This window comes from Streptomyces sp. NPDC055966 (assembly GCF_042269865.1).
In the GTDB taxonomy this organism is placed as follows: domain Bacteria; phylum Actinomycetota; class Actinomycetes; order Streptomycetales; family Streptomycetaceae; genus Streptomyces.
Genome location: NZ_JBHJYK010000001.1, coordinates 877201 through 900046, shown reverse-complemented (window position 1 = coordinate 900046; position 22846 = coordinate 877201). Strand labels below are relative to the sequence as shown.

The 22846-nt window shown below is 69.8% G+C and carries 23 protein-coding genes and 1 other RNA gene; 16 read left to right on the top strand and 8 right to left on the bottom strand.

Annotation, left to right across the window (positions count from 1 at the left end; genetic code table 11):
- Nucleotides 1-38 precede the first annotated feature (38 nt).
- Both prfB and ACFC8N_RS04205 read left to right on the top strand, forming a co-directional pair.
- Nucleotides 39-1145, top strand: a complete 1107-nt coding sequence (gene prfB, locus ACFC8N_RS04210; RefSeq protein ID WP_356031681.1) for a peptide chain release factor 2 — start codon at nt 39-41, stop codon at nt 1143-1145.
- A gap of 297 nt (nt 1146-1442) precedes the next feature.
- Nucleotides 1443-2441: a hypothetical protein gene (locus ACFC8N_RS04205; RefSeq protein WP_376286169.1), complete on the top strand. Its 999-nt coding sequence runs from the start codon at nt 1443-1445 to the stop codon at nt 2439-2441.
- A 120-nt stretch (nt 2442-2561) separates the two neighbouring features.
- Here ACFC8N_RS04205 and ACFC8N_RS04200 read toward each other — a convergent pair whose 3' ends face one another.
- Nucleotides 2562-2753, bottom strand: coding sequence for a hypothetical protein (locus ACFC8N_RS04200; protein ID WP_356031677.1), 192 nt, complete (start codon nt 2751-2753; stop codon nt 2562-2564).
- 261 nt (nt 2754-3014) lie between these two features.
- Here ACFC8N_RS04200 and ftsE point away from each other — a divergent pair, with 261 nt between their 5' ends.
- The 5 genes from ftsE to ssrA all read left to right on the top strand — a co-directional run bounded on the left by ftsE (nt 3015) and on the right by ssrA (nt 6999).
- Entirely contained in the window at nt 3015-3704 is a 690-nt protein-coding gene (gene ftsE, locus ACFC8N_RS04195) for a cell division ATP-binding protein FtsE (protein ID WP_071377746.1), read from the top strand.
- A gap of 42 nt (nt 3705-3746) precedes the next feature.
- Complete coding sequence (ftsX, locus tag ACFC8N_RS04190) at nt 3747-4664, top strand: permease-like cell division protein FtsX (protein ID WP_356031675.1); 918 nt, start codon at nt 3747-3749, stop codon at nt 4662-4664.
- Between the two features lie 67 nt (nt 4665-4731).
- The gene (locus ACFC8N_RS04185) at nt 4732-5940 is read left to right on the top strand and encodes a S41 family peptidase (RefSeq protein WP_356031673.1); all 1209 of its coding nucleotides are present in this window, start codon (nt 4732-4734) and stop codon (nt 5938-5940) included.
- A 57-nt stretch (nt 5941-5997) separates the two neighbouring features.
- Nucleotides 5998-6540, top strand: a complete 543-nt coding sequence (smpB, locus tag ACFC8N_RS04180; RefSeq protein WP_356031748.1) for an SsrA-binding protein SmpB — start codon at nt 5998-6000, stop codon at nt 6538-6540.
- A gap of 90 nt (nt 6541-6630) precedes the next feature.
- Nucleotides 6631-6999: a transfer-messenger RNA gene (ssrA, locus tag ACFC8N_RS04175) on the top strand.
- A 62-nt stretch (nt 7000-7061) separates the two neighbouring features.
- Here the strand turns inward: ssrA and ACFC8N_RS04170 are convergent.
- Nucleotides 7062-8264 carry an MFS transporter gene (locus ACFC8N_RS04170; protein WP_376286164.1) on the bottom strand — a complete coding sequence of 401 codons (1203 nt, stop codon included), beginning with the start codon at nt 8262-8264 and terminating at the stop codon, nt 7062-7064.
- 84 nt (nt 8265-8348) lie between these two features.
- Here ACFC8N_RS04170 and ACFC8N_RS04165 point away from each other — a divergent pair, with 84 nt between their 5' ends.
- Nucleotides 8349-9317 (top strand): LysR family transcriptional regulator, encoded by a 969-nt coding sequence (locus ACFC8N_RS04165; RefSeq protein ID WP_376286161.1) that lies wholly within the window; start codon nt 8349-8351, stop codon nt 9315-9317.
- 51 nt (nt 9318-9368) lie between these two features.
- Here the strand turns inward: ACFC8N_RS04165 and ACFC8N_RS04160 are convergent, their stop codons facing one another.
- From ACFC8N_RS04160 to ACFC8N_RS04150, 3 genes are all read right to left on the bottom strand, one after another.
- On the bottom strand, nt 9369-10457 hold the full coding sequence (locus ACFC8N_RS04160; protein WP_356031667.1) for an ABC transporter substrate-binding protein: 1089 nt from the start codon (nt 10455-10457) through the stop codon (nt 9369-9371).
- An 85-nt stretch (nt 10458-10542) separates the two neighbouring features.
- The gene (locus ACFC8N_RS04155; protein WP_362821297.1) at nt 10543-11421 is read right to left on the bottom strand and encodes an ABC transporter permease; all 879 of its coding nucleotides are present in this window, start codon (nt 11419-11421) and stop codon (nt 10543-10545) included.
- A complete protein-coding gene (locus ACFC8N_RS04150) occupies nt 11418-12257 on the bottom strand; it encodes an ABC transporter ATP-binding protein (protein ID WP_356031663.1) in 840 nt (279 codons plus the stop codon). Before ACFC8N_RS04150 ends, ACFC8N_RS04155 begins: the two co-directional genes overlap by 4 nt.
- A gap of 236 nt (nt 12258-12493) precedes the next feature.
- Between ACFC8N_RS04150 and ACFC8N_RS04145 the strand changes: the two genes are divergently transcribed.
- The 4 genes from ACFC8N_RS04145 to ACFC8N_RS04130 all read left to right on the top strand — a co-directional run bounded on the left by ACFC8N_RS04145 (nt 12494) and on the right by ACFC8N_RS04130 (nt 17599).
- On the top strand, nt 12494-14149 hold the full coding sequence (locus ACFC8N_RS04145; protein ID WP_362821296.1) for a sensor histidine kinase: 1656 nt from the start codon (nt 12494-12496) through the stop codon (nt 14147-14149).
- Nucleotides 14146-14835, top strand: a complete 690-nt coding sequence (locus tag ACFC8N_RS04140) for a response regulator (RefSeq protein WP_376286156.1) — start codon at nt 14146-14148, stop codon at nt 14833-14835. The genes ACFC8N_RS04145 and ACFC8N_RS04140 overlap by 4 nt, the downstream gene beginning before the upstream one ends.
- 139 nt (nt 14836-14974) lie before the next feature.
- Nucleotides 14975-16345: a NarK family nitrate/nitrite MFS transporter gene (locus ACFC8N_RS04135; protein ID WP_376286153.1), complete on the top strand. Its 1371-nt coding sequence runs from the start codon at nt 14975-14977 to the stop codon at nt 16343-16345.
- A gap of 99 nt (nt 16346-16444) precedes the next feature.
- Nucleotides 16445-17599: a uroporphyrinogen-III synthase gene (locus tag ACFC8N_RS04130; protein ID WP_376286150.1), complete on the top strand. Its 1155-nt coding sequence runs from the start codon at nt 16445-16447 to the stop codon at nt 17597-17599.
- 16 nt (nt 17600-17615) lie between these two features.
- Here ACFC8N_RS04130 and ACFC8N_RS04125 read toward each other — a convergent pair whose 3' ends face one another.
- Genes ACFC8N_RS04125 through ACFC8N_RS04115 form a run of 3 tightly spaced genes read right to left on the bottom strand, consistent with a single transcriptional unit; the run spans nt 17616 to nt 18732 of the window.
- Nucleotides 17616-17867 carry a hypothetical protein gene (locus tag ACFC8N_RS04125; RefSeq protein WP_376286147.1) on the bottom strand — a complete coding sequence of 84 codons (252 nt, stop codon included), beginning with the start codon at nt 17865-17867 and terminating at the stop codon, nt 17616-17618.
- Nucleotides 17864-18220, bottom strand: coding sequence for a hypothetical protein (locus tag ACFC8N_RS04120; protein WP_376286144.1), 357 nt, complete (start codon nt 18218-18220; stop codon nt 17864-17866). The genes ACFC8N_RS04125 and ACFC8N_RS04120 overlap by 4 nt, the downstream gene beginning before the upstream one ends.
- A 17-nt stretch (nt 18221-18237) precedes the next feature.
- A complete protein-coding gene (locus ACFC8N_RS04115; RefSeq protein WP_362821291.1) occupies nt 18238-18732 on the bottom strand; it encodes an ATP-binding protein in 495 nt (164 codons plus the stop codon).
- 214 nt (nt 18733-18946) lie between these two features.
- Here ACFC8N_RS04115 and ACFC8N_RS04110 point away from each other — a divergent pair, with 214 nt between their 5' ends.
- From ACFC8N_RS04110 to ACFC8N_RS04095, 4 genes are all read left to right on the top strand, one after another.
- Nucleotides 18947-19798 carry a helix-turn-helix domain-containing protein gene (locus ACFC8N_RS04110; RefSeq protein ID WP_376286141.1) on the top strand — a complete coding sequence of 284 codons (852 nt, stop codon included), beginning with the start codon at nt 18947-18949 and terminating at the stop codon, nt 19796-19798.
- 10 nt (nt 19799-19808) lie between these two features.
- Nucleotides 19809-19991 carry a DUF397 domain-containing protein gene (locus ACFC8N_RS04105; RefSeq protein ID WP_356031646.1) on the top strand — a complete coding sequence of 61 codons (183 nt, stop codon included), beginning with the start codon at nt 19809-19811 and terminating at the stop codon, nt 19989-19991.
- A gap of 412 nt (nt 19992-20403) precedes the next feature.
- Nucleotides 20404-21480, top strand: coding sequence for a hypothetical protein (locus ACFC8N_RS04100; protein WP_376286138.1), 1077 nt, complete (start codon nt 20404-20406; stop codon nt 21478-21480).
- A gap of 109 nt (nt 21481-21589) precedes the next feature.
- Nucleotides 21590-22708, top strand: coding sequence for a hypothetical protein (locus tag ACFC8N_RS04095; RefSeq protein ID WP_376286135.1), 1119 nt, complete (start codon nt 21590-21592; stop codon nt 22706-22708).
- Nucleotides 22709-22846: the final 138 nt, after the last annotated feature.

The following is a 22846-nucleotide window of genomic DNA, read 5'->3' as shown; positions in this document are numbered from 1 at the left end:
CTGCCCGGGCTCCTTGCCACAGCCGTTACGCTGGAGGCGTGGCAGTCGTCGATGTATCCGAAGAGCTGAAGTCCCTCTCCTCGACCATGGAGTCGATCGAGGCCGTCCTGGACCTCGAAAAGATGAGGGCAGATATCGCCGTGCTCGAGGAGCAGGCGGCCGCGCCGTCCCTGTGGGACAACCCGGACGAGGCGCAGAAGATCACCAGCAAGCTCTCCCACCTCCAGGCCGAGGTCAGGAAGGCGGAGGCGCTGCGCGGCCGGATCGACGATCTCGCCGTCCTCTTCGAGATGGCCGAGGAGGAGGACGACCCGGACACCCGTGCCGAGGCCGAGTCCGAGCTGGCCTCCGTCAGGAAGTCGCTGGACGAGATGGAGGTCCGCACCCTCCTGTCCGGCGAGTACGACTCCCGTGAGGCGCTCGTCAACATCCGCGCCGAGGCCGGCGGTGTCGACGCCGCCGACTTCGCCGAGAAGCTCCAGCGCATGTACCTGCGCTGGGCCGAGCAGCGCGGCTACAAGACCGAGCTGATCGAGACGTCGTACGCCGAAGAGGCCGGCATCAAGTCGACGACCTTCGCCGTCCAGGCGCCGTACGCCTACGGCACCCTCTCCGTCGAGCAGGGCACGCACCGTCTGGTGCGCATCTCCCCCTACGACAACCAGGGCCGCCGTCAGACCTCCTTCGCGGGCGTCGAGGTGCTGCCCGTGGTCGAGCAGACCGATCACATCGAGATCGACGAGACCGAGCTGCGGGTCGACGTCTACCGCTCCTCCGGCCCCGGCGGCCAGGGCGTGAACACCACCGACTCCGCGGTGCGGCTGACCCACCTCCCCACCGGCATCGTGGTCTCCTGCCAGAACGAGCGCTCCCAGATCCAGAACAAGGCCACGGCGATGAACGTCCTCCAGGCCAAGCTGCTGGAGCGCCGCCGCCAGGAGGAGCAGGCCAAGATGGACGCCCTCAAGGGAGACGGCGGCAACTCCTGGGGCAACCAGATGCGTTCGTACGTCCTGCACCCCTACCAGATGGTCAAGGACCTGCGCACCGAGTTCGAGGTCGGCAACCCGGAGGCCGTGTTCAACGGCGAGATCGACGGGTTCCTGGAGGCCGGCATTCGCTGGCGCAAGCAGCAGGAGAAGTGACTTTGTCGACATGACAACTGCCGCCCGCGAGGTGGCAGTTGTTGTTATGTCTGGGTTTTACGTCACAGTTACAGGTTCCAAGTCGCCGCATAAGCGCCCTCAACGGACAATGCGCCCGCAATGCCCTTGACGTTGCTTTGAAGAATGGGAAGAGTTGCACGCGGCATGCGTACTTGAGGGGCGCATGTGAACCGGGGGAATGAGTTGACGCGCTTCGTCACCGGCTGCCTCCCGTCGATCACGGCAACGCCCCACGCGCCGCCTCATTGACGAACAGCTACTGGGGGTAGCAACCATATGACGAAGAAGACGCGGATCCGGGTCGCGCGGATAGCCGCGGGCGCCGTGATCGCGGCCGGTGCGTCACTGACCGCAGCCGGCGCGGCCTCCGCCGCGGGCATCGATGTCCAGGCCGGCCCGATCAGCCTGGGCGTGCACACGGACGCCGGGAACGACAGCGGCGGCACCGACGGCGGCTGCCCGGTGGCGGTCTGCACCACCGGCGGCACCACGACCGGCGGAGACTCCTCGACCGGCGGTTCCAGCACCACCGGCGGCGACTCCACCACCGGCGGGGACTCCACCACTGGTGGCACCTCTACCACTGGTGGCACCTCCACCACGGGCGGTGACTCCGGCACCGGCGGTTCCAGCACCACCGGCGGGGACTCCTCGACCAACGGCGGCGTCACCATCGGTGGTCTCGTCACCGGCGGCGACAGCTCCACCGGGGGTTCGAGCAGCACGGGTGGTGACAGCGGCACCGGCGGCACCAGCTCCACCGGCGGTACCAGCTCCACCGGTGGTGACAGCGGCACCGGTGGCTCCAGCAGCACCGGCGGCTCCAGCACCACGGGCGGCTCCAGCACCACGGGCGGCTCCAGCACCTCGGGTGGCAGCTCCACCGGTGGCACCAGCACCTCGGGTGGCAGCTCCACCGGTGGCACCAGCAGCACCGGTGGCACCAGCACCTCGGGTGGCAGCTCCACAGGCGGCACCAGCTCCACCGGTGGCTCCGGCAGCACCGGCGGTTCGAGCAGCACCGGCGGCAACAACGACAAGCCCCAGGGCGGCAACAACAACGCCACCCAGGACCAGGGTTCCTCGAACCTGACCGACACGGGCTCCGACAACGGCAACAAGGCCCAGGCCCAGGGCGGTGACAAGCAGCTCGCCGAGACCGGTGCCGGTCCGACCGAGTTCCTGCTCATCGGCGCCGCGACGATGATCGCCGGCGGCATCGGCTTCCGTGTGCTGCCGCGTCTGATGAACGGCCGGGGCGGCGCCGCCGCCTGACCGTGACCCCAAGGTCACACCGCGTACGCACGCCGTACGCGCAAGGGCCCGGAGCTTGGCGCTCCGGGCCCTCGGTCGTCTCTACGGCGTTCTCGCGCTCTTCGCGCCGACCGCGCCGATCTACGCGGTCTGGTGCGCCAGCAGCGCCACCGCGGTGATCAGCACCGCCAGCAGCGCGATCAGCGCCATCGGGTTCACCCCGCCGAGGAAACCCTCCTGCTGAAGTCGCGCGCGGTTGGCACGGCACACCGGGCACCGGCCCTCGCTCACGGGCGCCGCGCAGTTCGCGCACACCAGCCGGTCGTACGTCATGCGCTCGCCCTCCTTGCACCGGTCATCACTTGTGAAACGTTCATAGGAACGAGAACGTTCCCACTCCACTGTGCCAGGTTCCCGCAAGCGGTGCGCAGGGCACCGGGAGAGCGGGCGGAAGCACGGGAGGGAACACGGGACGCAAACAGGTCGCGGTACAAAAACGTACAAGTCTTGCCCAAGCTCTCCCCGCGACTGCACTTGCACACCCGGGTCGCGTATGGTCACGCTCATCTACCCCCGGCGACCCGTGGTGCATCCGTGATCCGATTCGACAACGTCTCCAAGGTCTACCCCAAGCAGAACCACCCCGCACTCAGGGATGTCTCCCTGGAAGTGGAGAAGGGCGAGTTCGTCTTCCTCGTGGGGTCCTCCGGCTCCGGAAAGTCCACCTTCCTGCGGCTGATCCTCCGCGAGGAGCGGTGCAGCCACGGCCAGGTGCACGTGCTGGGCAAGGACCTCGCGCGCCTCTCGAACTGGAAGGTGCCGCAGATGCGCCGCCAGTTGGGGACCGTGTTCCAGGACTTCCGGCTCCTGCCGAACAAGACCGTCGCGGAGAACGTGGCCTTCGCCCAGGAGGTCATCGGCAAGTCCCGCGGCGAGATCCGCAAGTCCGTGCCGCAGGTGCTCGACCTCGTCGGGCTCGGCGGCAAGGAGGACCGCAGGCCCGGCGAGCTGTCCGGTGGTGAGCAGCAGCGCGTGGCCATCGCGCGGGCCTTCGTCAACCGGCCCAAGCTGCTCATCGCCGACGAGCCCACCGGCAACCTCGACCCGCAGACCTCCGTCGGCATCATGAAGCTGCTCGACCGCATCAACCGGACGGGCACGACCGTCATCATGGCGACGCACGACCAGAACATCGTGGACCAGATGCGCAAGCGCGTCATCGAGCTGGAGAAGGGCCGCCTCGTTCGCGACCAGGCCCGCGGCGTCTACGGCTACCAGCACTGACACTGACCGCACCCTGTTCCCGAAAGGCCTGAAGAACCCGCCATGCGCGCCCAGTTCGTCCTGTCCGAGATCGGTGTCGGTCTCCGCCGCAATCTGACGATGACGTTCGCCGTCATCGTCTCCGTCGCCCTGTCCCTGGCCCTCTTCGGCGGCTCGCTGCTGATGAGCGACCAGGTGTCCACCATGAAGGGCTACTGGTACGACAAGGTCAACGTCTCGATCTTCCTGTGCAACAAGCACGACGCGGAGTCGGACGCCAACTGCGCCAAGGGCGCGGTCACCGATGACCAGAAGAAGCAGATCCTCGACGACCTGCACAAGATGACCATCGTCGAGAAGGTGTCGTACGAGTCGCAGGACGAGGCCTACAAGCACTACAAGGAGCAGTTCGGCAACTCCCCGCTGGCCAGTTCGCTCACGCCGGACCAGATGCAGGAGTCGTACCGCATCAAGCTGAAGGACCCGCAGAAGTACCAGGTCATCGCGAGCGCCTTCAACGGGCGTGACGGCGTGCAGTCGGTGCAGGACCAGAAGGGCATCCTGGACAACCTGTTCCAGCTGCTGAACCTGATGAACCGCGGCGCGCTCGGCGTGATGGCGATGATGCTGATCGTGGCCCTGCTGCTGATCGTCAACACCGTGCGCGTCTCGGCGTTCAGCCGCCGGCGCGAGACCGGGATCATGCGCCTGGTCGGAGCCTCGGGCTTCTACATCCAGGCGCCGTTCATCATGGAGGCCGCGGTCGCCGGACTCATCGGCGGCGGCCTCGCCTGTGTCGCCCTGGTGGTCGGCCGGTACTTCACGATCGACCACGGCATGGACCTCGCCCACAAGCTCCAGCTCATCAACTTCGTCGGCTGGGACGCGGTGTTGACGAAGCTGCCGCTGATCCTCGCGACGAGCGTGCTGATGCCCGCGCTGGCGGCGTTCTTCGCGCTGCGCAAGTACCTGAAGGTGTGACGCATGCCAAGAGGGCCGTACGGGCATCTGCCCGTGCGGCCCTTTGCGTTGTCCTAGACTCACGGCCATGTCAGGCCGAGAACTGTGCCGAGACCTGTTCTGTCCGCCCCGCCGCATCCGCCGCGGGGCCGCCCTGACATTGGTCTTCGCCGGCGTCCTGGTCACCGGCGCCGCCACCGGCTCCTTCCCGGAGACCATCGACACCGTCCCCACCGCGCACGCGCGCAGGTCCGCCGCCGGCCCGTCGCACCCGACCACCCGGCACGAGGACGTCCAGAAGGCCGCCGCCGACGCGATGGCCGACGGCAAGTCCCCGATGGAGGCGGCCGAACGGGCGGTCAGCCGCAGCGGCGACCGCTGGGGCGCGGTCTACTCCGAGGGCGAGTACCAGGAGTTCCAGGAGGCCCTCGACGGCAGATACACCGGCGTCGGCCTGTCGGCGGGCCGCGAGCAGGACGGCCGGATCGAGGTGACCAAGGTCCAGCCCGACTCGCCCGCCGCCCGCGCCGGCATCCGCCAGGGCGACCGGCTCATCAGCGTCGACGGCGGCAGGGTCGACGGCCGCCCGGTCACCGACGTGGTGTCCTTACTGCGCGGCGACGCCGACGACGCGGCCGCCGGTACGACCGTCACGCTGGGCCTGCAGCGCGGCACACGCACGTGGACCGAGAAACTGCGCCGGGCCAGCCTGTCCACCGACTCGGTGACCGTCTCCCAGCTGCCCGGCGGGGTCACCGTCATCAGGATCGCCGCGTTCACCAGGGGCTCCGGCGACGCCGTGCGCGCCGCGGTCCGAGCCGCCCCCGCCGACGGCGGGATCATCCTCGACCTGCGCGGCAACTCCGGCGGACTGGTCAACGAGGCCGTGGAGACCTCCTCCGCCTTCCTCGACGGCGGCCTCGTCGCCACGTACGACGTCGACGGCGCCGAGCGCTCCCTGCACGCCGACCCCGGCGGTGACACCGGCCGGCCCCTGGTCGCCCTGGTCGACGGCGGTACGATGAGCGCGGCCGAGATGCTCACCGGCGCCCTCCAGGACCGGGGCCGCGCGGTGGTGATCGGCTCGCGCACCTTCGGCAAGGGCTCCATCCAGATGCCGACCACGCTGCCCGACGGGTCGGTGGCCGAGCTGACCGTCGGCCACTACCGCACCCCCTTGGGCCACAGCGTCGACGGCCGCGGGATCACCCCCGACCTGGATGCCGGGCAGACCGACGGACAGGCCGCCGTGGAGCGGGCCGAGACCGTGCTCACCGGCCTGGGCGACCCCGATTAAAGGCTGGCCGCACGACCCCTCCGTAGTGCGAAAATGGACGGCACTATGAGCAAGGGAATGTACGTACCCAAGGAGTCCCAGCCCAAGCAGGGCGGCGGGGCCGCCAAGGCCAGGGACGGCGAGAAGGGCGGCAAGCGCAAGATCGTCGCCCAGAACAAGAAGGCCCGGCACGACTACGCGATCATCGACACCTACGAGGCCGGGCTCGTGCTGACCGGCACCGAGGTCAAGTCGCTGCGCGAGGGACGGACGTCGCTGACCGACGGCTTCGTCCAGATCGACCGGGGCGAGGCGTGGCTGCACAACGCCCACATCCCGGAGTACCACCAGGGCAGCTGGACCAACCACTCCGCGCGCCGCAAGCGCAAGCTGCTGCTGCACCGCGAGGAGATCGACAAGCTGGAGTCCAAGGCCCAGGAGACGGGTCACACGATCGTGCCGCTCGCCCTGTACTTCAGGGACGGCCGCGCGAAGGCCGAGATCGCGCTCGCGCGAGGCAAGAAGGAGTACGACAAGCGGCAGACCCTGCGGGAGAAGCAGGACCGGCGCGAGTCGGACCGCGCCATCGCGGCGGCGAAGCGGAGGCAGCGCGGCGTGTAGGCCGGGAATACGGTGGCATCGGCGTGGGTTGGTCACGTACGATGGCACCAACACCGGTTGAACGCGGTGTGCGCATTGAAAACACAACATGGGGATGATCGGTTTCGACAGCGGCTGTCGAAGCAGGGGAAGCGTGTCGAGGAAGCGGCAATGATCTCGTAAACCATATGTCGCAAAAAATAATCGCCAACACCAAGCGCGATTCCTTCGCCCTCGCTGCCTAAGTAGCGACTTGCGAAGTGTCAGCCCGGGGCTGTTCCCGACCCGGATCCTGGCATCAGCTAGGGAACTAAACCTTGATCCCGGTCACGGGGTGAAGAGGGAAATCCAACAGTGACTGAGCCCGTCGGCGACTTGTTCGCGTGATCGCCGGGGCTGAGAAAATCACAGCGAACTGCACACGGAGAAGCCCTGATTCCGCACCGTTGGACGCGGGTTCGATTCCCGCCATCTCCACCAACCCCCCCAGGGGGTACCCCATGTGGGCAAAGGCCCCGTCGCTTCGAGCGGCGGGGCCTTCGTCATGCCGGCGCACGGCGGGCCGAAGCGCTGTGGACGAGCAGCGCGAGCGTGGCCGCGGCGGCCGGGACGGCGAGGGCGGCGCCCGGGGAGAGGTGCTCGGCCGCCCAGCCGCCGGTCGCCGAGCCGCAGGCGATGCCCGTGAGCAGCCCGGTCACCACCAGGCTCATGCCCTCGTTCAGTCGGCCGGCCGGGGTGCGCCGCTGCACCAGGGTCATCGCCGTCACCATCGTCGGCGCGGTCGCCATGCCCGCGACCAGCAGCGCGCCCGCGAGCGCCGGCAGCGAACCGGCCACCCCGGCCGCCACCCACGGCAGGGTCATCAGGACGGCCATGGCGGCCAGGCAGTGGCCGAGCCGCACCCCCGCGGGCCTGCGCGCCCCGAACACCAGGCCCGCCGCGCACGAGCCCGCCGCCTGGAGCGCGAGCACGGCACCGGCCACCGCGCGGTGCCCGTGCGCGTCGGCGAAGGCGATCGTGCCGACCTCCATCGAGCCGAACACCATGCCGGTCGCGACGAAGCAGGCCAGCAGCGGCCGGATGCCGGGGCTGCGCAGCGGCGACGGCGCCTTCGAACGCGCGCCGACCGGCGGCTCGGTGGCGCGCTGCGCGGTGAACAGCAGCATGCCGGCGAGCAGCAGCACCGCCCCGGTGAGCGTGCCCGCCTCCGGGAAGAACGTGCCGGTCAGGAAGGACGCGAGCACCGGGCCGAGCATGAAGCACAGCTCGTCGGCGGCCTGCTCGAAGGCGTTCGCGGTGTGCAGCGCACCGGGGTCGTCGCGCAGCAGATGGGCCCAGCGGGCGCGGGACAGGCCGCCGATGTTGGGGGTGGCCGCGGTCGCGGCGTAGGCGGCGAACAGGGTCCAGTCGGGAGCGCCGAAGCGCACGCACAGCAGCAGCGCGAGGCTGCCGAGCACGGAGAGCAGCGTGGCCGGCACGGCGACCCGGGCCTGCCCGTGCCGGTCGATCAGCCGGGCGATCCAAGGACCGGCCAGCCCGGTCGCGGCGAGCCCGGTCGCGGTGACGGCGCCGGCGAGGGCGTACGAACCCCGGGACCCGGCGATCATCACGACGGCGCTCACGCTGAACATGCCCATGGGCAGCCGGGCGAGCAGATTGCCGGTGGTGAACGCGCGGGTGCCGCGGAGGGAGAAGAGCCGGCGGTAGGCGCTGCGGCGCGCCGGCGTGGACAGGGCGGAGGACATGGATGCACCCTCGCCCAGGGCGGATCAAGGGGTCCAACACCTGCTCGGCGCCCATTCACGCACCCGTGTTGTAAGTTCGCGGTCATGCCCGCCCACCTGGACCCGAGACTGCTGCGCGCCTTCGTCGTCGTCGCCGAGGAGCTGCACTTCACCCGGGCCGCCGCCCGGCTGTACGTCGCCCAGCAGGCGCTCAGTCGCGATGTGCGGCGGCTGGAGCGGGAGTTGGGCGCCGAGCTGTTCCTGCGGAGCACACGGCAGGTGACGCTGACGGCCGACGGCGAGCGCCTGCTGCCGTACGCGCGCCGGGTTCTTGAGGCGCAGGACGAACTGCTGGCGGCCTGCACGCCCTCGGGGCAGGCCCGCCCGCTGCTGGTGGACCTCAACTCGCCGGGCCTCGTCACCGGTCGCCGGGTTCTGCACCGGGCCCGTGAACTCGCCCCCGACTGCGAGCTGATGGCCCGCTACGAGAGCGGCCTGACCGGAGCCGCCGAACAGATCCTCTCGGGCCGCCTGGACGTCTCCTTCGGCCGGTTCGCCGGGCTGGACCCGGCGCTGCGGTCGGGGCTGGAGCGGCAGCCGGTGCGCTACGAGCCGATGGCCGTCGTCCTGCCCGAGGAACACCCCCTGGCCGCGCTGCCCGGGATACCGGTGGCCGGGCTGGCCGGGGAGACGGTGTACGCCGGTGCCGGCAATCCGCGCACCCCCGAGTGGACCGACCTGGCGTCCCGGCTGTTCGAGGAGTACGGCATCCGGCTCGCCCCGCCGCTGCCGCTGGCCGTCGGGGACGAGGAGTTCGAGCGGATCATGGGCAAGACCCGGTATCCGGTGCTGGCCGTGGTGGACTTCCCGGCCCTGCCCCGCACGGTCCGCCGCCCGCTCGTCGACCCCGTCCCGCTGTCGCCGGTCTCGCTGGTGTGGCGCAGGGGCCTGGTCCATCCCGGGCTGGACGCGCTGCGCGCGGCGGCGGCGCAGATCGCGGCGGCGCAGGGGTGGCTGCGGCGGCCGGAGGGGAGCTGGCTCCCGGCGACGGACGAGATGACGACGACCGGCTGACGGGGCCACCGGGTCGTCTTTGACCGGGTGGCCCCGTCAGCGGATCGAGGATCAGCCGTTCGCGCCCGCCGGGGTCGTGGTGGTCTTCAGGCCCTCCAGCTTGTTGGCCTGGATCACGAAGTCGTTGGTGAACGTCTTGCTCAGGTCGATCGAGGAGGTGGCGTTGCCGACCATCACCTCGGTGGCCAGGACCGTCTTCGGGCCGCCCGCCGGCATGAGACCGTCCGGGAGGAACTGCCCCTTGTCCTGGTTCAGGGCCGTGATGTAGTCGGCCTTGGTCACCAGCTGGTTCTGCACGAACGACTGCGGCAGCTTGTCGGCGATGTCGGCCGCGCTGTGTGTGTTGATCCAGTGCATGGTGGCCACGAGGGCGTCGACGACCTTCTGCGTCGCGTCCTTGTGCGAGTTCACCCAGTCGGTACGGGCGATGACGCTGGCGGCCGGCCAGGCGCTGCCCAGCGCGGCGGTGGCGCCCTGGGTGGTGGCCAGGTCGATCGCGGAGGTGCCGACGCCCTTCTTCTCCATCGCGGCGACCGTCGGCTGCGTCGTCATGACACAGGCGGTCTTGCCGTTCTGGAGCGCGGCGACGGCGGTGGAGCCCGCGCCGACGCCGATCCGGCTGAAGTCGCTGGTCTTGAGGCCCTTCTTGGCGGCCAGGAACTTGGTGAGGGTGTCGGTGCCCGAACCCAGGTCGGTGACGCCGAGCGTCTTGCCCTTGAAGTCGGCGGCGGAGTGGACGCCGCTCTTCGGGGTGCACATCTCCCGCTCGCCCGGCGCTCCGGACAGCTGGATGACGTCCTCGACGGCCTTGCCCTTCGCCTGAAAGTCGATCGTGTGGTTGTACCAGGCGCCGGCCATGTCCACCTGGCCGGAGGCCATGGCGTCCTCGGCGCCGGTGCCGCCGTCCTGCTCGGTGCTCAGCACGACGTTGACGCCGTACTTCTTGTAGAAGCCGAGCTGCTCGGCGAGCTGGTAGGGCAGGTAGATCTGCTTGTCGATGCCGCCGACCATGATCTTGACGGTCGGAGTGCCGCCGGAGCCGGACGAGCCACCGGAGCTGCCGGAGCTGCTGGAACACGCGGTGGCCGCGCCGAGGGTGAGGGCGGTGACGATCGATGCGGTGAGGACTCTCTTCAGCATGGCGGCTCGTACCTTTCGGACATGCGAGGGGGACGCGGGAAGGAAGGAGAAGAAAGGGGGAGGGGGAGGAGGAAGTCAGGGGCGGTCAGAGGGAGTTCGCCTCGGTGGGGGCCGGCGGGCGCCAGGACAGCAGCCGGTGTTCGAGCTTGCCGATCAGCCACTCCGCGCCCAGCACGATGACCGCGATGACGAGCATCGTGGCGAACACGCCGTTCGGGTCGAAGTTGTTCTGCGCGGTCTTGATGACGAGACCGAGGCCGCTCTGCGCGCCGAGCACCTCGCCGACCAGCGCGCCGACGATGGCGAAGCCGAAGGCGCTGTGCAGGCTGGCGATGATCCAGGTGAGCGCGGAGGGCACGATGACGTGCCGGATGATCTGCATCTGGGAGGCGCCGAGGACCCGGGCGTTGGCCAGGATGTTGCGGTCGACCTCGCGGACGCCCTGGAAGGCGTTGAAGAAGACGATGAAGAACACCAGCACGGCGGCGAGCAGGATCTTCGGGGTGACGCCGATGCCGAAGGCGACGATGAAGATCGAGCCGAGGACGATGCGCGGGATGGCGTTGACCATCTTGATGTAGGGCCCGAGGACATCGGACAGATAGCGGCTCTGGCCGAGGGCCACGCCGACGACGACTCCGGCGACGGATCCGACGGCGAAGCCGACGAGCGCTTCCTGGATGGTGGTCCAGATGTTCGCGTAGAAGGAGCCGAACTCGGTGCCGTGCTGGAAGAGGTCGACCAGTCGCTTCCAGATGCCGGAGGGCTGTCCGAAGAAGAACGGGTCGACGATGCCCCAGGTGGTGAAGGCCTGCCAGCCGCCGATGACGAAGACCGCGATGCCGATGCGGCCCGCCCAGACCGACGCGACCCGCCGCCGGGCGGCCTGCTTGGCGGCTGCCGCCGCGGAGGACTGCTTGCCGCCCGCGACCTGCGCGGCGGAAGCGGTGGACGTCGTACTCATGCCTTGCCTCCTGCGGTGCGTGCGTAGGCGCGCTCGACCTCTTCGCGCAGCGTTTCCCAGATCTGTTGCTGGAGTTCGATGAAGCGGGGCTGGAAGCGGATCTCCTGCACGGAGCCGCGCGGGCGCGGCAGGTCGATGTCGAAGACCGCCTTGACCGAACCGGGGCTGGAGGTCATCACGACGACCCGGTCGGCGAGCGCCACGGCCTCGTCGAGGTCGTGGGTGATGAAGATGACGGACGGCCGGATCTGCTCCCACAGGCCCAGCAGCTCGGTCGACATGATCGCCTTGGTCTGCACGTCCAGGGCACCGAACGGCTCGTCCATGATCAGGATCTTGGGTTCGTTGATCAGCGCCGCGGCCATGGCCACGCGCTTGCGCATACCGCCGGAGAGCTGGTGGGGGTAACGGTCCTCGAACCCGGACAGTCCGACCCGGCGCAGCCAGTCCCGGGCGGCGGTCTGCGCCTGCTGCTTGGGCACGCCCCGGAAGACCGGGCCCATCAGCACGTTGCCGAGGACGGTCTTCCAGGGCAGCAGCGCGTCCGCCTGGAACATGAAGCTGACGCCGTCGGTGATGCCGTCCACCTCGCGGCCGCCGACCTTGACCGAGCCCTCGCTGGGCCGGTCCAGGCCGGACACCATGCCCAGGGTGGTCGACTTGCCGCAGCCGGTGGGGCCGACCACCGCGCAGAACTGGCCGGGCTCCACGGTGAACGACACGCCCTGCAGCGCCGTGAACACCTCACCGGCAGGCGTCAGGAATCGCTTGGTGAGCCCGGATATCTCGATGTGCGCGTCCTCGCGCACCGCCGCACCGGCACTGCTGGAAGCCATGGGGAGCGGTCTCCTTTCCCCTCGGGGTTCGAGGTGAAGGCAGACGCTAGAGGCCACCCGGTGTTACGTCGCTGTTTCACAGGTATCCCGCGATAGCCGCGTAACCAGGAGTTCTGCTCGTTCTGCTCAGTGAAACGGGGCTGGGCAGAATTCCGGCCATCAGGCACAATCACGCCACCACGGGTCCGGCGCAGGGCCGGCCCGGCACCAACCGGAACAGGGGCGATGAGGCACCTGTGACACCCATCCGCATACGGATCGGGCGCGGCGGGAGGGGGAGACTGTCCGCGCGGATCCTCGTCAGCCAGCTCGCCATCCTGGCGCTCACGGGCGTCATCGGCTTCGCCCTGTTCGCCTTCGCGCAGCGCTCCGCCCTCGACCGCACCTACGAGGAGCGGGCCGTGGCCATCGCCAAGACGACGGCCGCCGACCCGCAGATCCGGCGGGCCATGCAGGACGGCGGCGGCGCCGTCGTCCAGGCCGTCGCCGAACGCATCCGGCAGTCGTCGGGGGCGTCGTACGTCGTGGTCATCGACCTGCACGGCATCCGCCACTCGCACCCCATGGCGCAACTGGTCGGCTCCCCGGTGGCCGAGCCGCTCGTGGCGCGGGACGGCCAGCCGCACGTCGGCACCGACCAGGGCGCGACCGGGCGGTCCGCCAACGGCAGGGTCCCGCTGTACGGGCCGACGGGCGAGCTGGTCGGCGAGGTGTCGGTGGGAATCCCGGAGAACGACGTCATCGGCGAGCTGTGGCACGAGCTGCCCACCTTCGCCGTGTACGCCGCGATCGCCACCGCGCTCGGGGCCGCGGCCGCGTTTCTGCTGGCCAGGCGGCTGAAGCGGACGACGTTCGGGCTGGAGCTGGAGGAGATCGCCGGGCTGCTGCAGGACCGCGAGGCGATGCTGCACGGCATCCGTGAGGGCGTGCTCGCCTTCGCCCCGGACGGCAGGATCAGCGTGGTCAACGACGAGGCCCGCCGTCTGCTCGGTCTCGGCACCGCGCTCGGCAGCACCCTGGACGAGGTGCTGCCCGACGGCCGACTGCGCCGCGCCCTGGACGGCACCCTGACCGGCACCGACATCAGCGTCCTGACCGACGAGCACTGTCTGGTCGTCAACCGGATGCCGGTGACCCTGCACGGCCGCGCACTGGGCGCGGTGGTGACCGTCCGCGACCGCACCGAACTGGTCGGACTCCTCAGGGAGTTGGACTCCGTACGCGGTCTGACGGACGCCCTGCGCGCCCAGCAGCACGAGTTCACCAACCGGATGCACACGCTCGCCGGGCTGCTGGACATCGGGGCGTACGACGACGCGTACGACCTGGCCGTCGAGTCGGCCGGCGCCGGGCAGGCGCTCACCGAGTTCGTGCGGGGGCGGATCGGCAACCCGCTGATGGTCGGCCTGGTCGTGGCCAAGACCACGGTGGCCGCCGAACGCGGCGTGTGGGTCGAGCTCGCCGACGACTCGGCGCTCGGCGCGGACCCGCCGCAGCTGCGCCTGCTGCTGACGATCGTCGGCAACCTGCTGGACAACGCGATCGACGCGGCGGGCGACGGACCGCCCCCGGCGGACGGACGCACGGTCCGCCTCACCCTCACCGAGGGCGGGCGGGGCACGACGGTGCGGGTGGCGGACACCGGCCCCGGCATCCCGCCCGGCGCCCACGAGTCGATCTTCGAGGACGGCTGGTCGACCCGCCCCGACCGGGGCACCGCCCGGCGCGGTCTGGGCCTCGCCCTGGTCCATCGCCTGGTGTCGCGGCACGGCGGCACGATCACCGTCAGCGAGGGCCCGGGCGCGGTCTTCACCGTACGACTGCCGGACCCCGCCGTGCCGCCGAAGAACAGATTCGCCGAGGCGCTGCCCGTGGGAGGTGACCGCCGATGATCCGCACGCTGGTCGTGGACGACGACTTCCGGGTCAGCCGCATCCACTGCGACTACGTGTCCCGGGTGCGGGGCTTCGAGGTGGTGGGCGAGGCGGCCACGGTCGCCGAGGCGCTGGCGGCGGCCCAGGAACTGCGCCCCGACCTCCTGCTGCTGGACATCTTCCTGCCCGACGGCAGCGGACTGGACGTGCTGCACCGCCTCACCGGGGACGCGGGGGGCGCCCGCCCCGACGCCTTCGTGATCACCGCGGACCGCGACATCGCCTCCGTCCGCACGGCCATGAAGCTCGGCGCCGTCGGCTACCTGGTCAAGCCGTTCGGCGCCGCAGACCTGGCCGAGCGGCTCACCTCGTACCGCGAGCTCCAGCACCGCGTCGACACGCTCGGGGAGACCACGGAGACCGAACAGGCCGATGTGGACGCCCTGTTCAGCGCGGTCCGGCCGCCCGCCGTTCCCCGGGTCCCGGCCAAGGGCCACTCGGCGCCGACGCTCGCCCTCGTCCAGCAGACGCTGCGCACCGCCCACCGCGATCTGTCGGCCGCCGAGGCCGCCGAACTGACCGGCGTCTCCCGGGCCACGGCCCAGCGCTACCTCTCCTACCTCGTCAAGGAGGGCATGGTCCGCCTCGTCCTCCGCTACGGCGCGACGGGCCGGCCGGAGCACAGGTACCGGATCGCGTCGTAGGGCGTCGTGGGCCCTCACGCGGCCGTCCCTCGGCGAGTGAGAGCAACGTTCCCTTCCGGTCACCCACAGCCACAGCGCGGAAACTCCCGCTCCCTACCTTCGGGCTCAGTGTCGTGCAGCCGGAGCCCGTGGAGGAGCGATGACAGCCCCAGCCGTACCCCGTCGCAGTGGCCGTTGGATCGAGCAGTGGGATCCGGAGGACGAGGGATTCTGGAGGGCGACCGGGGACCGGATCGCCCGCCGGAACCTGTGGTTCTCGGTGCTCTCGGAACACATCGGCTTCTCGGTCTGGACCCTGTGGTCCGTGTTGGTTCTGTTCATGGGGCCGAAGTACGGCCTGACTCCGGCCGACAAGTTCCTGCTGACCTCGATGGTCACGCTGGTCGGTGCCGTCGTCCGGGTCCCGTACACCTTCGCCGTCGCCGTCTTCGGCGGCCGCAACTGGACGATCATCTCGGCGGGCCTGCTGCTGGTGCCGACGGCGGCGGCGTACGCGGTGATGGAGCCGGGCACGTCCTTCACGACGTTCCTGCTGGTCGGCCTGCTGGCGGGCATCGGCGGCGGCAACTTCGCGTCCTCCATGACCAACATCAACGCCTTCTTCCCGCTGCGGAAGAAGGGCTGGGCCCTGGGCCTGAACGCGGGCGGCGGCAACATCGGCGTGCCGGTCATCCAGCTCGTCGCCCTGGCGATCATCGGCGCGAACGGCGGCCCGCGGCTGCTGCTGGGCATCTACATCCCGCTGATCGTCGTGGCGGCCGTCCTGGCGGCGGTCTTCATGGACAACCTGGCGACGGTGAAGAACGACACCGGCGCGGCCAAGGACGCGGCCCGGGACGCCCACACCTGGATCATGTCCTTCCTCTACGTCGGCACGTTCGGCTCGTTCATCGGCTACAGCTTCGCCTTCGGCCAGGTGCTGACGAACCAGTTCGGCCGCACCCCGCTCCAGGCGGCGTACCTCACCTTCATCGGCCCGCTGCTCGGCTCCCTGATCCGCCCGGTGGGCGGCCGGCTCGCCGACCGCTACGGCGGCGCCCGCATCACGCTCTGGAACTACGTGGGCATGGCGGTCGCGACCGCCGTCCTGGTGGTGGCGAGCATGCAGAAGTCCCTCCCCCTGTTCGTCTCGGTCTTCGTCGTCCTGTTCGTGCTGAGCGGTCTCGGCAACGGCTCGACGTACAAGATGATCCCGGGCATCTTCCAGGCGAAGGCGCTGGCCAAGGGGCTGACGGGCGAGGAGGCGGTGGCGTACGGCCGCCGTCTGTCCGGTGCCTCCATGGGCCTGATCGGCGCGGTGGGCGCGCTCGGCGGCGTCGGCATCAACATGGCCTTCCGGCAGTCGTTCCTCTCCTACGGCTCCGGCACGGGCGCGTTCGTCGCCTTCCTCGCCTTCTACGGTGTGTGCTTCGCGCTGACGTGGGCCGTATACCTTCGCCGCCCGGCGGGGCGGGCGGTGACGGAGGAGACTGTGGAGACAAAGCCGCAGCTCAGCTACGCGGAAGTGTGACGTAACACCAGTGCAATGAGGCCGAACCGAGCCTGTCACGCGCCGTTGACAGGCTCGTAGGGCGTACCGGCAGGGGCGTGCCGGTCGGCGAGGAGAGCCATGTACCACGAAGACCAGCAGCATCCCGAGCACGGTCCGCTCGCGGGATTCACCGTGGGCGTCACCGCCGCGCGCCGGGCCGAGGAGCTGAGCGCGCTGCTCCAGCGGCGCGGCGCCGCGGTCCTGCACGCGCCCGCCCTGCGGATCGTGCCGCTCGCCGACGACGGGGAACTCCTCGCCGCGACGAAGGAGATCATCGACCAGGCCCCGGACACCGTCGTGGCCACGACCGCCATCGGCTTCCGGGGCTGGGTGGAGGCGGCCGAGGGCTGGGGCCTGGGCGACCCTCTCCTCGCCCGTCTCCGGGAGGCGGAACTGCTGGCCCGCGGCCCGAAGGTCAAGGGCGCGATCCGCGCGGCCGGCCTGACGGAGGAGTGGTCCCCGTCCTCGGAATCCATGGCGGAGGTCCTGGACCGCCTCCTGGAGGAGGGCGTGGACGGCCGCCGTATCGCCGTACAACTCCACGGCGAACCGCTCCCCGGCTTCGTCGAATCGCTCCGGGCCGGGGGAGCGGACGTCCTCCCGGTCCCGGTGTACCGCTGGATGCCCCCGGAGGACACGACTCCGCTGGACCGTCTGCTGGGCGCGACGATCGCGCGCTCGCTGGACGCGCTGACCTTCACGAGCGCCCCGGCGGCGGCGTCGCTGCTGTCGCGCGCCGAGGACAGGGGCCTTCTCCCGGAGCTGCTCTCCGCCCTCTCCCACGACGTCCTCCCGGCCTGCGTGGGCCCGGTGACGGCCCTCCCCCTCCAGGCGCACGGCGTGGACACGGTCCAGCCGGAGCGCTTCCGCCTGGGCCCGCTGGTGCAACTGCTGTGCCAGGAACTCCCGGCGCGGGCCCGTTCGTTGCCGGTCGCCGGTCACCGGGTGGAGATCCGGGGCCACGCGGTCCTGCTCGACGGCGACCTGAAACCCGTCCCGCCGGCCGGCATGTCCCTGCTCCGCGCCCTCGCCCGCCGCCCGGGCTGGGTGGTCTCCCGCTCGGACCTCCTGCGCACCCTCCCCGGCGCGGGCCGCGACGAGCACGCCGTGGAGACGGCGATGGCCCGCCTCCGCACAGCCCTCGGCGCCCCGAAACTGATCCAGACGGTGGTCAAGCGCGGCTACCGGCTGGCCCTGGACCCGGCGGCGGACGCGAAGTACGCGGACGCGTGAGGCGAAGTGGCGCCACTCACACGTACGTCGCCTGGTGGATGTACAGGCACTCGTGCCGCGGGACGATCAAGTACAGGAAGAATCCGCCGGGGACATGGGCGACGTTGCCCTTCGGACCCGCTTCCTGGTACGAGGCGCCGTCGAGGTAGAACGCGGCCGCGGCCCGTACCAGCTCGTCGGCCTGCTTCTCGACCTCGGCGACGAAGGCGGGCGGAGCGCCGCCGATGACGTGCTCCTCGTTCGGGTCGTACTCCCACCGCCACGTCATGGAGACACCGCCTGCCGGGCCTCCGTCTCGACCGCGCGGAGTTCGGCCATGGCCGCGTGAAACGCGGGGTCGTCCTTGCTCTCCGTGTTGTGTACGGAGACAAGGGCGGCCTGGTAGCGGGAGCGCAGGTCAGGCCGCCGTTCGATCTCCACCTGCGCCTGCCAGTAGGTCAGCCAGTACTGGAGATGGCCGATCTTTCCGTCCTGGAGAGCGGCCCCGAGAGCCTGCTCCTTGTGCTGCTCCATTTCACCCAGTCGGTGCGGGGCGATGCGCGCCAGCGCGATGCGGACAGCCGCCGGAGTGCGCTCGGGGCGTGGAATCAGCTCATGGCCGTGGTCCGGTTGTGTCGTCATGAGGCGGCTCCCTGTGCTCACGCGCTCAGCTTCCTGCGCCCCACGGTACTGGGCGCCACGGGGATCGGCTGGTGTCCCACCTCGAACCACAGCAGCTTCCCGGCGCCGCGTTCCAGTGGTCCGTCACCGAGATGGAGGCCGCCCCAACAGTCGGCGTACTCCGGCACGAGCCGCAGCCCGCGCCCGCATTCGGCGTCCGCCGGGAGGGGCGGCAACCGGTCTTTCGGCGGCTCTCCGAAGGGGGCGGGGATCCGCGGATGACTGTCCCAGACCGCAACCCGAATCCGCCCGCCGACGAGGGCAGTGAGCCGTAGAGAAGCGGGCCCGTTGGTATGCCGGTACGCGTTGCTGACCAGCTCGGAGGCCAACAGCTCGACGGCGTCCAGCACTTCGGGTCTCCCATGCCCGCGGAGAACGGCCCGTACGGTCATACGTGCGACGCGTGCCGCGCGGGGATCATGGGGCAGGCGAAGGGCGTACACCCAGGTGTCGGGCAGGGATACGGTGCCCATGAAAACCTCCGACGAGAGAAGGGACTTCGGGCTCGCTCAACGACTCCGCCCGGCGGTGGCTCTGCCTGGAGAGGTGCGCTTCCGGCTTGTGGGCGAGGGGAGTTGGACGAGGTGGAACTCACCATAGGGCGTCGCGATGTCATAATTAACATCGAACGAGAGGAAGGCTTGATAATTCCTTCCTGTGGGTGACGCAATGACGAGAGAGGGTTCAGTGCCGCCCAGTACCATCCCGACCTTGCGCCAGCAGCGCCTCGGTGCCGAGCTGCGCAAGCTCAGGGAGCACTCCGGGCTCACGTCCACCGCCGCTGCGGGGCTGCTCGGTCTCAAGCAGGCACAGGTCAGCAACATCGAGTCGGGCCGTTACGCCGTGAGTGCCGACCGCGTACGCACCTTCGCCCGCACGTACAGCTGCGCGGACACGGAGCTGGTCGAAGCCCTCGCCGCGATGACCGGCGGGCGCAAGCGTGGCTGGTGGGACGAGTACCGGGATCATCTGCCCGTCGGACTGATCGACCTGGCGGAACTGGAGCACTACGCCCACGAGTTGAGGGTGGCCTTGGTCATCCACATCCCCGCCCTGCTACAGACCACGGACCACGCTCGCGCACTCTTCCGTACGGTCTTCCCGCCGCTCCACCAGTACGAGATCGAGCACCGCCTCACTCACCGCATGAAGCGACAGGCCATCCTTCACCGAGCCGAGCCCACCCCCTACACGGCGACCGTTCATGAGGCAGCCCTCAGGATGGGGTTCGGCGGCCGGGACGTAGCCCGGGCTCAGCTCGCGCACCTCTCGACCATGAGCGAACTCCCACACGTCACGCTCCGCGTGATCCCCTTCGGCGAGGCGAGCTTCCACGGCACCGGCCAGGGGATCGACTACGTCGCGGGAGCGGTGCCCCAACTCGACACGGTTCAGCTGGACTCCCACCACGGCTGCGAATTCCTGGACGGGGAGGCGCAGTTGGGCAAGTACCGCGCGGTGGTCGATCGTATGGCGGCCAGCGCTCTCAGTCCCGAAACCTCCCGAGACCTCATCCACCGCATCGCCCAGGAACTCTGAGGAACCCGCCATGCCCGAACTCACCTGGCAGAAGTCCACCTACAGCGGCGACGCCTCCAACTGCGTCGAAATAGCCCCCACCCCCACCACCGTCCACATCCGCGACTCCAAGACCCCCATCACCCCCCACCTCGCCGTCACCCCCACCACCTGGACGGACTTCGTCCAGTACGCGGCGAAAGCGGACAGCTGATCACCCCGAAAGGGCCTCTGCCCTTCCTGACCGCCAACCCGGCCAACCTGTGCGGTCACAGCAGTAGCTGAAGGCTCTGCGCGGGCGTGCACTCGGTGGGTACCCCCACGATCACCCTGTTCCCTTATCCAATGACCCAGCCGAGAGCTGTCGTCTTTTCGTGCTGGAGACCAGTAGTGCGTGCCCTCGGGTCGCTGCTTCAATCGGCTCCGCCATCAAGCCCCCGAACACGGAGGAGCTGGCGTAGATCTGCGCACATGGCCACGTCCTGCAGCGGGTGTTGTGGTGATCCCCGACAGCCCGGCGACGCCCGGCCCTGTGGCAGCCCGTGCCGCGGCAGCCGAGGCATTTCCTGTGGCGACTGGCGTGTGCACCGTTTCCACCCCCGGCCGACCCACAAAGGGAGAATTCGATGGCACAGACGTCTCTACGACGCTTCGCCGCAGGAAAAGCACTGGTCATAGGGGCCCTATTGGTCCTGGCGGCGCCAGGGGCCGCGTACGCCAACACCGTGAGCGTCACCGTGCGAACCCCCGGCGCCACCCTCGGACCCACAACCATCGACTCTTCGATCTCCACCAGTGCCCACTGCACCAACGGTCTCATCTCCGGCGGCGGGATCGACCAGGCCATCGGCACCGGTACGGGGGTGAACGGCAACCACGTGCTGGGCACCGAGCCCAGCTCGGACGGTGCCACCGAATACACCGGCTCGACCGGGGTTGTCGGTACCGACGTGACGTACTGGACAGCGAAGGGCGGCAGCGGAGGGCAGGTCAACTCCTCCTTCTCCACCACCCCTGACGCGGTGTGCCTCACCAGCAACCTGATCAGTCACACCCAGGTCGTCATGAACAAAGTCAACGCGCCCACCACCGCGACGACGACGGGTCTGGTGACGGCGACCTGCCCGGCCAACACGGCCCTGCTCGGTGGCGGCGCCCTGGTCGCACCTGGCAATACCGGAAACTTCAAGGCGATCGCCAGCTTCCCCACCTTCAACAACTCCGCGCACGACTTCGGCAAGAAGGCCGCAGCGAACGGAGAGACCAACCCCGACTCCTGGAGTGCCGTCGGGTGGGACAGCAGCGCCAACGCCGGCAACGAGACCTACGCCTACGCGGTCTGCAGCGGCAGCGGCATCAACGTCAGTGGTGTCACCGTGAACGTCCGCTACAGCGAGGCGAACGGCCCGAACACCGGGAGCACAGGCCAGAACACCACCGTCGGCTGCGGCGTCGGGGACGGAAACCTGGTGAGCGGGGGCGCCGCCATCAGCGGGGGCAACGTGACCACCACCGACTTCACCGGACCGGGCTCGGCCGGCGACCACCTCAACGGCAGCTTCCCGAGCGACTCCAGCGGCAACCCCGTCAGTGACGGGACCACGACGGCGGCGTCCTGGACGGCGTTCGCTCACACCGGCGGGATGACGTCGACGACCAACCACTCCGACGTCTGGGCGCTGTGCGCCAACGACGGCGTCTGAGCCACCGGCACCGTCGACCTGCGGGCGGGTACGCACCCTGGCAGCCCGCCCGCAGATCGCCCGGCCCGTCGCCACGTTCACCGCGTTGACACCAGAAAGGCAGAATCCGATGCAGAAGAGGCTTTCCCGGAAATCCGTCCTGGCGAAGATACTGATCCCGGGCGCCCTGCTCGCCGTGGCGGTGCCGGAGATCGCGTACGCCGACACCGCAAGCACCACCGTGACGACCCCCGGACCCACCATGGGCCCCGCAACGCCCTTCACCGGTGTCTCGTCCCACGCGGACTGCGGCCAAGGTCTCGTCTCCGGCGGCGGGATCGACCAGAACACCGGCAGCGACAGGGCAGGGAACGGCAACCACGTGATGGGTATCGCGCCCAGCCCCGACGGCGTCACCGAATACACCGGCACGACCGGGGTCGTCGGCACCGACGTAAAGCACTGGCTCGCATTCGGCGGAAGCGGGAGCAACTCCAGCCCCGAGTTCTCCACCACCCCCTTCGCGGTGTGCCTTTCCAGCAACCGGATCAGGCACACCCAGGTGGTCATGAACAAGATCGCCGGACCCTCCGAAGGACAGACGGCGAAAACCGTCGTGGCCACCTGCCCGGCCGGCACTCTCCTGCTCGGTGGCGGCGCCCGGACCACCCCCGCCGGCGTCGGCAGCCTCAAGCCCATCGCCGGCTTCCCCACCTTCGACGACGCCGCACACGACTTCGGCCAGAAGGCCGCTGCTGAGGGGGAAACCAACCCCGACTCCTGGACCGCCGTCGGAGGAATCGGCAGCGGACGCGACAGCGACAACACGACATACGCCTATGCGATCTGCAGTGGAGACGGCGTCAACGTCCGAGGCGTCACCACCACCGTCCACTTCCGCGAGCTGAGCGGCCCGACCACAGCGGGCACGAGCCAGACGGCAACCGTCGGCTGCACCGACCAGGCCGGGGAACGCGACAACGGGAGGGAGGACCACGTGTTGGTCAGCGGGGGCGCTGCCGCCAGCGGAGGCAACGTGACGACGACCGACTTCACCAAGGCAGGTTCGGGCGGAACCCACCTCATCGGAAGCTTCCCCAGCGACTCCGATGGCACGCCGGTCAGTGACCGGACCAGCACGGCCGCATCTTGGACGGCGGACATCCACGTCGGGGGATCCCCCTCACCGAACACCTACTCCGACGTCTGGGCGCTCTGCCTGAACCTCGATCGCGGGCACGACGAATGATCACGGCGGCCGTGTCGAGCACCACCTGACCGGCCCCACCGTGACGGCGAACTCGCGCCGGATGACGAGGAGTTCACCGACCGTCCGGCGATCGTGAAGCTGTGCGCCGCAATCCCTGGCGTGACCTCGTCCAGCGTC

What these genes read in the sequence shown, in the direction of transcription:
- ACFC8N_RS04170 (WP_376286164.1), bottom strand. Translation starts at nt 8,264, where the DNA reads ATGTCCTCCGCCCTGTCCACGCCGGCGCGCCGCAGCGCCTACCGCCGG.
- ACFC8N_RS04100 (WP_376286138.1), top strand. Translation starts at nt 20,404, where the DNA reads ATGGCACAGACGTCTCTACGACGCTTCGCCGCAGGAAAAGCACTGGTC.
- ACFC8N_RS04135 (WP_376286153.1), top strand. Translation starts at nt 14,975, where the DNA reads ATGACAGCCCCAGCCGTACCCCGTCGCAGTGGCCGTTGGATCGAGCAG.
- ACFC8N_RS04120 (WP_376286144.1), bottom strand. Translation starts at nt 18,220, where the DNA reads ATGACGACACAACCGGACCACGGCCATGAGCTGATTCCACGCCCCGAG.
- ACFC8N_RS04205 (WP_376286169.1), top strand. Translation starts at nt 1,443, where the DNA reads ATGACGAAGAAGACGCGGATCCGGGTCGCGCGGATAGCCGCGGGCGCC.
- ACFC8N_RS04095 (WP_376286135.1), top strand. Translation starts at nt 21,590, where the DNA reads ATGCAGAAGAGGCTTTCCCGGAAATCCGTCCTGGCGAAGATACTGATC.
- smpB (WP_356031748.1), top strand. Translation starts at nt 5,998, where the DNA reads ATGTACGTACCCAAGGAGTCCCAGCCCAAGCAGGGCGGCGGGGCCGCC.
- ACFC8N_RS04105 (WP_356031646.1), top strand. Translation starts at nt 19,809, where the DNA reads ATGCCCGAACTCACCTGGCAGAAGTCCACCTACAGCGGCGACGCCTCC.
- ACFC8N_RS04140 (WP_376286156.1), top strand. Translation starts at nt 14,146, where the DNA reads ATGATCCGCACGCTGGTCGTGGACGACGACTTCCGGGTCAGCCGCATC.
- ACFC8N_RS04115 (WP_362821291.1), bottom strand. Translation starts at nt 18,732, where the DNA reads ATGGGCACCGTATCCCTGCCCGACACCTGGGTGTACGCCCTTCGCCTG.
- ACFC8N_RS04150 (WP_356031663.1), bottom strand. Translation starts at nt 12,257, where the DNA reads ATGGCTTCCAGCAGTGCCGGTGCGGCGGTGCGCGAGGACGCGCACATC.
- ACFC8N_RS04130 (WP_376286150.1), top strand. Translation starts at nt 16,445, where the DNA reads ATGTACCACGAAGACCAGCAGCATCCCGAGCACGGTCCGCTCGCGGGA.
- ACFC8N_RS04160 (WP_356031667.1), bottom strand. Translation starts at nt 10,457, where the DNA reads ATGCTGAAGAGAGTCCTCACCGCATCGATCGTCACCGCCCTCACCCTC.
- ACFC8N_RS04185 (WP_356031673.1), top strand. Translation starts at nt 4,732, where the DNA reads ATGTCAGGCCGAGAACTGTGCCGAGACCTGTTCTGTCCGCCCCGCCGC.
- ACFC8N_RS04155 (WP_362821297.1), bottom strand. Translation starts at nt 11,421, where the DNA reads ATGAGTACGACGTCCACCGCTTCCGCCGCGCAGGTCGCGGGCGGCAAG.
- ACFC8N_RS04165 (WP_376286161.1), top strand. Translation starts at nt 8,349, where the DNA reads ATGCCCGCCCACCTGGACCCGAGACTGCTGCGCGCCTTCGTCGTCGTC.
- ftsX (WP_356031675.1), top strand. Translation starts at nt 3,747, where the DNA reads ATGCGCGCCCAGTTCGTCCTGTCCGAGATCGGTGTCGGTCTCCGCCGC.
- ACFC8N_RS04125 (WP_376286147.1), bottom strand. Translation starts at nt 17,867, where the DNA reads ATGACGTGGCGGTGGGAGTACGACCCGAACGAGGAGCACGTCATCGGC.
- ACFC8N_RS04200 (WP_356031677.1), bottom strand. Translation starts at nt 2,753, where the DNA reads ATGACGTACGACCGGCTGGTGTGCGCGAACTGCGCGGCGCCCGTGAGC.